This is a genomic window from Streptococcus parasanguinis (assembly GCF_019929185.1).
GTDB classification, from domain to species: Bacteria; Bacillota; Bacilli; order Lactobacillales; family Streptococcaceae; genus Streptococcus; species Streptococcus parasanguinis_O.
Window position 1 is genome coordinate 1 of the sequence record NZ_JAHZPC010000026.1, and the last position, 8,759, is coordinate 8,759.

Annotated in this window: 11 protein-coding genes, 2 tRNA genes and 1 pseudogene; all 14 read left to right on the forward strand. The window is 39.2% G+C overall.

Going from position 1 to position 8,759, the window contains the following annotated elements; translation table 11 throughout:
* The first annotated feature begins 169 nt into the window (after positions 1 to 169).
* Positions 170 to 255, forward strand: a tRNA-Leu gene (locus K1I56_RS09695).
* Positions 256 to 335: 80 nt separating this feature from the next.
* Positions 336 to 788, forward strand: coding sequence for a hypothetical protein (locus tag K1I56_RS09700; RefSeq protein WP_223325858.1), 453 nt, complete (start codon positions 336 to 338; stop codon positions 786 to 788).
* 191 nt (positions 789 to 979) lie between these two features.
* Positions 980 to 1,861, forward strand: coding sequence for a class II fructose-bisphosphate aldolase (locus K1I56_RS09705; protein WP_003004573.1), 882 nt, complete (start codon positions 980 to 982; stop codon positions 1,859 to 1,861).
* An 84-nt stretch (positions 1,862 to 1,945) separates the two neighbouring features.
* A complete protein-coding gene (locus tag K1I56_RS09710) occupies positions 1,946 to 2,884 on the forward strand; it encodes an alpha/beta fold hydrolase (RefSeq protein ID WP_037585685.1) in 939 nt (312 codons plus the stop codon).
* A 51-nt stretch (positions 2,885 to 2,935) separates the two neighbouring features.
* On the forward strand, positions 2,936 to 3,490 hold the full coding sequence (locus K1I56_RS09715) for a histidine phosphatase family protein (protein ID WP_024055415.1): 555 nt from the start codon (positions 2,936 to 2,938) through the stop codon (positions 3,488 to 3,490).
* Positions 3,491 to 3,556: 66 nt separating this feature from the next.
* Complete coding sequence (locus tag K1I56_RS09720; RefSeq protein WP_024055414.1) at positions 3,557 to 3,904, forward strand: hypothetical protein; 348 nt, start codon at positions 3,557 to 3,559, stop codon at positions 3,902 to 3,904.
* Positions 3,905 to 3,940: 36 nt separating this feature from the next.
* Positions 3,941 to 4,339, forward strand: a complete 399-nt coding sequence (locus K1I56_RS09725; protein ID WP_031576529.1) for a hypothetical protein — start codon at positions 3,941 to 3,943, stop codon at positions 4,337 to 4,339.
* Positions 4,340 to 4,392: 53 nt separating this feature from the next.
* Entirely contained in the window at positions 4,393 to 4,800 is a 408-nt protein-coding gene (locus K1I56_RS09730) for a hypothetical protein (RefSeq protein ID WP_003017340.1), read from the forward strand.
* A 158-nt stretch (positions 4,801 to 4,958) separates the two neighbouring features.
* Positions 4,959 to 5,951, forward strand: coding sequence for an ABC transporter ATP-binding protein (locus K1I56_RS09735; RefSeq protein WP_223325859.1), 993 nt, complete (start codon positions 4,959 to 4,961; stop codon positions 5,949 to 5,951).
* Position 5,952: 1 nt separating this feature from the next.
* A complete protein-coding gene (locus K1I56_RS09740; protein WP_223325860.1) occupies positions 5,953 to 6,771 on the forward strand; it encodes an ABC transporter permease in 819 nt (272 codons plus the stop codon).
* 1 nt (position 6,772) lies between these two features.
* Positions 6,773 to 7,558 (forward strand): ABC transporter permease, encoded by a 786-nt coding sequence (locus K1I56_RS09745; protein ID WP_223325861.1) that lies wholly within the window; start codon positions 6,773 to 6,775, stop codon positions 7,556 to 7,558.
* 38 nt (positions 7,559 to 7,596) lie between these two features.
* Positions 7,597 to 8,045, forward strand: a pseudogene (locus tag K1I56_RS09750) (GNAT family N-acetyltransferase).
* 46 nt (positions 8,046 to 8,091) lie between these two features.
* A tRNA-Thr gene (locus tag K1I56_RS09755) sits at positions 8,092 to 8,164 on the forward strand.
* A 200-nt stretch (positions 8,165 to 8,364) separates the two neighbouring features.
* Positions 8,365 to 8,676 (forward strand): LiaF transmembrane domain-containing protein, encoded by a 312-nt coding sequence (locus tag K1I56_RS09760; RefSeq protein WP_070465239.1) that lies wholly within the window; start codon positions 8,365 to 8,367, stop codon positions 8,674 to 8,676.
* Positions 8,677 to 8,759 lie beyond the last annotated feature (83 nt).

Sequence of the window (8,759 nt, forward strand, 5' to 3'; positions counted from 1 at the left end):
ACAGCCCTACTCAACTGTGCGGAGGTGGGACGACGAAATCGAATTCTAACGAATTACCGATTTCTGTCCCACTCTCCCTTTTTGTGAAAAAATGACAAACTCTGAAAAAAGTTTGAAAAAAATCTTGACAAAAAAGTAGAAGATTGATATACTAGTAAGGTACTCAATCGCGGGGATGGCGGAATTGGCAGACGCGCAGGACTAAGGATCCTGTGACCGCTTTAGGTCGTGAGGGTTCAAGTCCCTCTCTCCGCATCGGATCAAGATAGCTTCGGCTATCTTTTTTTGTTTTCAAATCTCTTTGTGGTAGAATAGGTGTGAGATGAGGTGAGAACATGAAGAAGAAGTATCTGGTTTTGGTCGATGGCATCTTTGCACTATTGGGAAGTGCCATTAATTTTTTCGGTCCTATCCTGATTTTAGCGATGGGGATAGGCGCATACAAATATACTTTTAGATATTTTATCGCCTTAAATATATGGAATGTTTTCATTTTTTTAGTGGCGATTGCTTCTAAGTATCTGCTCAGAGATGAAAAAAGAATCAAAAAATGGATTCTTCATCTTTTTCTGATAGCGGGCAGTATTCTCTTTCTTGCTTCAACCCTTGCTGTGTGTGAGAATATTCCCGTTCTTGAGGGATTGCTAAACGGACTTCTTGGGAAAATGTTTACCGACAGTCAGTTATTTGCTGCTTATTTCTATTCTCAATGGGTCGCAGGAGGACTCCTTGTGATTTGCGGGATTGGCTTTCTGGTCTCTTTAAAAAATTTTAAAGAGAAGGATTGAAAGGGGGCTTGAGCTCCCTTTTTTTGCTTTTTGAAAAGGGTGGAAGTCTTAGGAGGGAGAGGGTTCCTCTTCATTTACCGTAAGAAAGCGCTTAAAGACACAGGAAAAACTAGCAATTTCATCTAAAAAGTGATAAAATAAACAATGTAAGTGGGATTAACCCCACAAAAATTTATAGGAGGCCTATAACAATGGCAATCGTTTCAGCAGAAAAATTTGTCCAAGCAGCTCGTGACAATGGTTATGCAGTTGGTGGATTTAACACAAACAACCTTGAGTGGACTCAAGCTATCTTGCGTGCAGCAGAAGCTAAGAAAGCTCCAGTACTTATCCAAACTTCTATGGGTGCTGCTAAATACATGGGTGGTTACAAAGTATGTAAAGCCCTTATTGAGAACCTTGTAGAATCAATGGGTATTACTGTACCAGTTGCTATTCACCTTGACCATGGTCACTACGACGATGCTCTTGAATGTATCGAAGCTGGTTACACTTCAATCATGTTTGACGGTTCACACCTTCCAGTTGAAGAAAACCTTAAATTGGCGAAAGATGTCGTTGAAAAAGCTCATGCTAAAGGTATCTCAGTAGAAGCTGAAGTTGGTACTATCGGTGGTGAAGAAGACGGTATCATCGGTGACGGTGAATTGGCACCAATCGAAGACGCTAAAGCAATGGTTGCTACAGGAATCGACTTCTTGGCTGCAGGTATCGGTAACATCCACGGTCCTTACCCAGCAAACTGGAAAGGTCTTCACCTTGACCACTTGCAAAAATTGACTGAAGCTGTTCCAGGATTCCCAATCGTATTGCACGGTGGATCAGGTATCCCTGACGATCAAATCCAAGCAGCTATCAAACTTGGTGTTGCAAAAGTTAACGTTAACACTGAATGCCAAATCGCATTTGCAAATGCTACTCGTCAATTCGTACGTGAATACGATGCAAACGAAGCAGAATACGATAAGAAGAAACTCTTCGACCCACGTAAATTCTTGAAACCAGGTTTCGAAGCAATTACAGCAGCTGTTGAAGAACGTATCGACGTATTCGGTTCAGAAGGCAAAGCTTAATTGAAAACAGGAAAGCAAGGTCCCATGTGGATCTTGTTTTTTTGTATGGGAAAAGTTGCTTCCGGGATTTAATTTTTGTACAATATGCCTATGAAAAAATTTAAACAGTTTAGCTGGATCGTTTGTGGCTTTCTCCTGCTCTTTTTAGGTGCTACATTTGTTTTTCATCAATTTAGTTTACGAAATGAAAGTAAGCTTCTAACACCCATTGGTAAACAAGTTACAGTCAATGGACATCGAATGAATGTCTCTGTTAAAGGAGAAGGATCTGAAACAATCGTTTTTCTTTCCGGTGCAGGTATCGCCTCTCCTATTTTAGACTTTAAGAATCTATCAGATTCCCTATCCAAAAAATACAAAGTTGTTGTCGTGGAGCGAGCAGGATATGGTTTTAGTGAAGATAGTGATCGTTCAAGAGATGTGATGGAGGTCCTTTCTGAGACCCGTCAAGCTTTGGCGCAAGCTCATGTTTCAGGTCCTTATGTGATTATTTCGCATTCTATGGCTAGTTTAGAGAGTCTTGCTTGGCAAGAGAAATATCCAAATGAAGTGAAGGCTTTGATTGGTCTGGATTGGGCCTTGCCAGCGAGTTATGAAGATTTAAAGGATAATCAGGCCTTGCTTACTGTGGCCTATTGGAGCAGTAAGATTGGCTTATTACGCTATTTCCCTGAGTCCTTTTATATAAAAAATCCAACTCTGACTGAAACTGAACGACAACAATATAAATTACTAGCATATAAGCAGTTGATGTCACAAGCCATGCTTCATGAATCCCGTTTGGCAAAGGAAAATGCCAAGAAAGTTCCATCTAGCATTAATCCGAAAATTCCAGCCTTACTCCTGGTTTCTAACGGTGAAGGCACGACCTTTAGCCAATCAGAGTGGCAACGTTATGCAGAGAGATTTGCAAGCGACCAGTCGAATATTCAAGTCGACTATATGGATGCGCCTCACGACCTCTATCATTATCAAAGCGATGCTATTGTTTCTCGTATTAAAGAATTTTTAGAGAATAATTGAGGGCTTAAAAATCCATTGAGACTGATGATAATAATTGAAAGGTAATGACTTATGAATAATTCTTATATTTTACTTAGACATGCTCATTCAAGATTTTCAAGTGATGATTTTAATAGAACTTTGTCAGAAAAAGGATTTTCATCTCTTAATCAGTTAGATTTTTTGAATTCTTTTAATATTGATTATTATTTTTCTAGTCCTTATAAACGAGCATTTGAAACGATTAATAGCTCGCCAATTCAATTTGATAAAATAGTTCTTGATAATCGGTTACGAGAGCGAAAATTATCCTCAAGATTTATTGAAGATACTGAGTTTGAAAAAACAATTCAATATTTATGGCAAAATCCAGATAAATCTCTTATTGGAGGCGAGTCCAATCGAGAAGCATTAAATAGAATTTTAGATTTATTTGAGGACTTGGAAGAAAGGTATTCAGATAAAACCATTTTACTGAGTTCTCATGGAAATTTGCTAGGAATCTTAATCAATCATTTTGATTCAAGTTTTGATTATAAAAAATGGGGACAGATGACTTTTCCAGATTGCTTTCTAGTTGACAAAGATAAGAGTGTGAAAAGAATTATGAAAGTTACATCTAGGTAATCATTTAGTTCAATCTATGTGATTTTATTTTCTGTTATTACAAATAGAATTGAAGGAAAAATAGCCATGATATTCGATCAGTCCTTGCAAGCCTACCTACATGAAGTAGATGATGTTCTTGTAGCTTGGGAAGAAAAACCAAGTGGAAACTTTGAGATGGAAGCTCAGTTGCTTGCAGCCAATTACCATAAAAATCTTTACCGTATTCTTGCATTTATACTGCCTCATTTACAAGAATTTTATGGGTATTTCACAGATGAAGAAGCTACTGAAAAATTGGGTAAACCCATCATCGAGCCAGAAAGACAAACCGTTACTTTCTGCGATCAAACTTTTGATGATATTCATATCTTTTCTTTTGACTATCAGGGGCAGGCATTTGAGAGTCTGGAGAATTTTGCCATTGATGGTTAAGTCTGTTTTCAGTTTTAAAAAGAAGGAGAGAGACTGATGAGTACTGCTGATTTTGTCTTTATTGAGAGTAAAGGCCCCATATTCCTAGATTTACAAGCCTTTTGTACTGCTTTGAGAGGAAAATTCCCAGGTATTTTGATCAGAGAAAGGACGAATCCTGAAAAAGCTTACTCGCTTTCTTGGGATTATCAAAGTCCTCAGCTTACTTTGGAAAGTTCACTGAGTAGCAAGAAAAATGTTTTTGTGATTGATTACTTTGATTCAACGAACAGGTTACAAGATTATGCCTCCTATATCATCTGGCTTCGGAAATGGTTTCCACCTGAAGAGAATGTTTCCTTTTGTGATGAAGGATATGAGTATATGTTTGAACTTCCTAGTGATTTATCCCAAAAGGAGTTTGAAAACTACTTACAAACAAGGTTTGATGAGTGAAGAAAAAGTTCGAAAACGAATAATGATATGGAACAGTTGAAAAGGAGAATCAGATGCTTACTAAAGATGATATGTTAGTTGCTTTGCATGATGCAATTACTGAAGACCAAGAATTTGAGTTGGCAGACGAGATTGTAGATGCCATGGAGGCTTCCCCTCAACCCTTTGATTTGGTTGCTCCCATATTAGAACTCATTGCTAACCACCCAGAAGTTGATTTTGGTTCTCCAGGTGAATTGGTACACTTTGTGGAGAAGTTTTATCATCAAGGCTATGAGGATTTATTGTTGGAGTCAGTTCTAAAAAGTCCAACTGTGCATAACATCTGGATGCTTCATCGATGCTATAATGACAATGATCCAAATCTAGTCCGGCAGATTCAGACTTTGGTTGGAGAACTGAAGAAGGATAAGACTCTTGATTCACAAGTAAGAAGCATGATTGAAGACTTAACTTGGTAGAGGTAGGTGATGCAGCATCACCTTTTTATCTTTTCTTAGGGATAAAAATTTTCGATATAAATTAACACTTGTTTTCCTTAGACATTTGCACTATAATAGGGTGTTATTAGGGCTTTCTTTCCTTATGTTGAAAAAAAGGCAGATTTTAGGAGATAGATATGGCAATGATAGAAGTGCAACATCTTCAGAAAAATTTTGTGAAGACTGTTAAGGAACCGGGCTTGAAGGGAGCTTTGCGCTCCTTTATTCATCCTGAAAAGCAGACCTTTGAAGCGGTCAAGGATTTAACTTTTGAAGTTCCCAAAGGGCAGATTTTAGGATTTATCGGGGCAAATGGTGCTGGGAAGTCAACCACCATCAAAATGCTGACAGGGATTTTAAAACCGACATCTGGTTTTTGTCGGATTAACGGCAAGATTCCACAGGACAATCGCCAAGATTATGTCAAGGATATTGGAGTCGTTTTCGGACAACGCACCCAGCTATGGTGGGATTTGGCACTGCAAGAGACCTACACGGTCTTGAAGGAAATTTACGATGTGCCGGACTCGCTTTTCCATAAGCGCATGGATTTTTTGAATGAAGTTTTGGATTTGAAGGAATTTATCAAGGATCCTGTGCGGACTCTTTCACTAGGTCAACGGATGCGGGCGGATATTGCAGCTTCCTTGCTTCACAATCCCAAAGTTCTCTTTTTAGATGAGCCGACTATTGGTTTGGATGTGTCGGTCAAGGACAACATTCGACGTGCTATCACCCAGATCAATCAAGAGGAAGAAACTACTATTCTCCTGACCACTCACGACTTGAGCGATATTGAGCAACTCTGTGATCGGATTTTTATGATTGATAAGGGGCAGGAGATTTTTGATGGGACGGTTAGCCAGCTCAAGGAAACCTTTGGCAAGATGAAGACTCTTTCCTTTGAGCTGACGCCAGGTCAAAATCATCTAGTCTCTCATTATGAGGGCTTGCCTGATATGTCCATTGATAGACAAGGAAATACTCTCAATATTGAATTCGATAGTTCCCGCTACCAGTCGGCCGATATTATCAAGCAAACCTTATCTGATTTTGAGGTCCGTGATTTGAAGATGGTAGATACGGATATTGAAGATATTATCCGTCGCTTCTATCGAAAGGAGCTCTAAGATGGTCAAATTGTGGAGACGTTATAAACCCTTTATCAATGCAGGGATTCAGGAGTTGATTAGCTATCGAGTCAACTTTATTCTTTATCGGATTGGCGATGTCATGGGTGCTTTTGTGGCTTTTTATCTATGGAAGGCTGTCTTTGATTCCTCCCAGGAGCCTTTGATTCAGGGCTTCAGTATGGCGGATATCACCCTCTACATCATCATGAGTTTTGTGACTAATCTTCTGACTAGGTCGGATTCTTCCTTTATGATTGGTGATGAGGTCAAGGATGGTTCCATTATCATGCGCTTGTTGCGACCAGTGCATTTTGCGGCTTCTTACCTCTTTACGGAGCTTGGTTCCAAGTGGTTGATTTTTATCTCTGTTGGACTGCCATTTTTAAATGTCATTGTTTTGATGAAAATCTTATCTGGGCAAGGGATTGTAGAAGTGCTGGGACTAACTACCCTTTATCTTTTTAGCTTAACGCTGGCCTATCTGATTAACTTTTTCTTTAATATCTGCTTTGGATTTTCAGCCTTTGTATTTAAAAATCTTTGGGGTTCCAACCTACTTAAGACTTCCATAGTGGCCTTTATGTCTGGGAGTTTGATCCCCTTGGCTTTCTTTCCAAAGGTCATTTCAGATATTCTGTCCTTCTTACCTTTCTCATCCTTAATTTACACTCCGGTCATGATTATTGTTGGAAAATACGATGCTAGTCAGATTCTTCAAGCACTTTTGCTTCAGCTTTTCTGGCTTATAGTGATGGTGGGCTTGTCTCAGTTGATTTGGAAACGAGTCCAGTCATTTATCACCATTCAGGGAGGTTAGTATGAAAAAATATCAACGCATGCATCTGATTTTTATCAGACAGTATATCAAGCAAATCATGGAATACAAGGTAGATTTTGTGGTTGGTGTGTTGGGAGTCTTTCTGACTCAAGGCCTGAACCTCTTGTTTCTCAATGTCATCTTTCAACACATTCCCTCCCTAGAAGGTTGGACTTTTCAAGAAATTGCCTTTATCTATGGATTTTCCTTAATTCCAAAGGGACTAGATCATCTCTTTTTTGACAATCTCTGGGCCTTAGGTCAACGACTAGTTCGAAAAGGGGAGTTTGACAAGTATCTGACTCGTCCTATCAATCCTCTCTTTCACATCCTCGTTGAGACCTTTCAGATTGATGCCTTGGGTGAACTTTTGGTCGGTGGTATTCTATTAGGAACAACAGTAACTAGCATCTCTTGGACTCTTCCAAAATTCCTGCTTTTCCTAGTTTGTATTCCTTTTGCGACCTTGATTTACACTTCCTTGAAAATTGCTACAGCCAGCATCGCTTTTTGGACCAAGCAGTCAGGTGCCATGATTTACATTTTCTATATGTTTAATGATTTTGCCAAGTATCCTATTTCTATTTACAATTCGCTCCTTCGTTGGTTAATTAGCTTTATTGTACCTTTTGCCTTTACGGCCTACTATCCTGCCAGCTATTTCTTGCAGGACAAGGATGGACTCTTTAATATTGGTGGTTTGATTCTGATTTCCCTTGTTTTCTTTGTTATTTCCCTCAAACTTTGGAACAGGGGATTGGATGCCTACGAAAGTGCTGGTTCGTAAGAGGTAAAGTAAGACTAAAATCAAGAAAGGAACTTATGATGTTTGTAATTAAAGAAGTCAAGGGTGAAGATCAAAAAATGGCAGTTGTCGCTGAGATTTTAAGGGATTTGCCAGAATGGTTTGGAATACCAGAAAGCACGCAAGCCTACATTGAAGGAGCTAAGGATTTACGAGTTTGGGCTGCTTATCAAGAAAGTGATGTAGTAGGGTTTATAAGTTTATCATATTCGAGTGAAGTGACTGTCTAGGCGTGAAAAAATCATTCCAAGGTCAAGGAATTGGAAGGGAATTAATTACGACTATAGAAAGAGAAGCAGTCAAACAAGTGGACTACCTACAGGTCAAAACAGTCGCAGAAGGTTCAAATAAAGATTATGACCGAACAAATGTCTTTTATCGCAGTCTTGGTTTTAAAAAATTAGAGATTTTTCCGCAACTATGGGATCCACAGAATCCATGTCAGATTCTGATTAAAAAGATCAACTAAAAGTGCTTGACATCCGCTATCAGAGTGCTATACTAAGAAGGTAATCGCCGATTTAGCTCAGTTGGTAGAGCAACGCACTCGTAACGCGTAGGTCACAGGTTCGATCCCTGCAATCGGCATAGAAAAAATCTGCTTTGAAGGAGCGAGACGACGAATGATGTTAGTCACATATTCGTTCTGTCTCGTTTCTTTTTTTGACCGCATAGGCACCATTTTTGACCGCTTAGTCAAAAGTCCTTGTCTCCGTAGGAGCTCTCTGCTATCATAGAATCATCAAAGGAAGAAATACTTCCGAATAATCAAAATGAGGTATATGATGATGAAAAAACTACTTGGACTTGGATTTATTTTGGCTGCTCTTGCGGTTGTGATAATGGGAATGGTTGGCTTTCCAAAGCTCGATGTGAATATCTGGCCTTTATTCCCCGTTCTCTTATTTGCTTTCTTTACTCTTGAAAATCTCTTGAAAAAAGATTATAAGGCAAGTGTTATCTGTGCCCTGATCGCACTGATGATCGCAAATGCGATTTACGATCTCTTGCCGGTCTCAAATGTTTTAGTTATCACAGCAGGTGTGCTCGCTTGTGTAGGTCTTAGTTTTCTTTTACCGGATAAAAATAGCAACAAATAAAGAAAGGAGGCTGGGACAAAAGTCCTAGCCTCTCAATTATTTTTGGATTGTCGAGCAAGACGCAGTGGTTGAGTGGGCTCTAC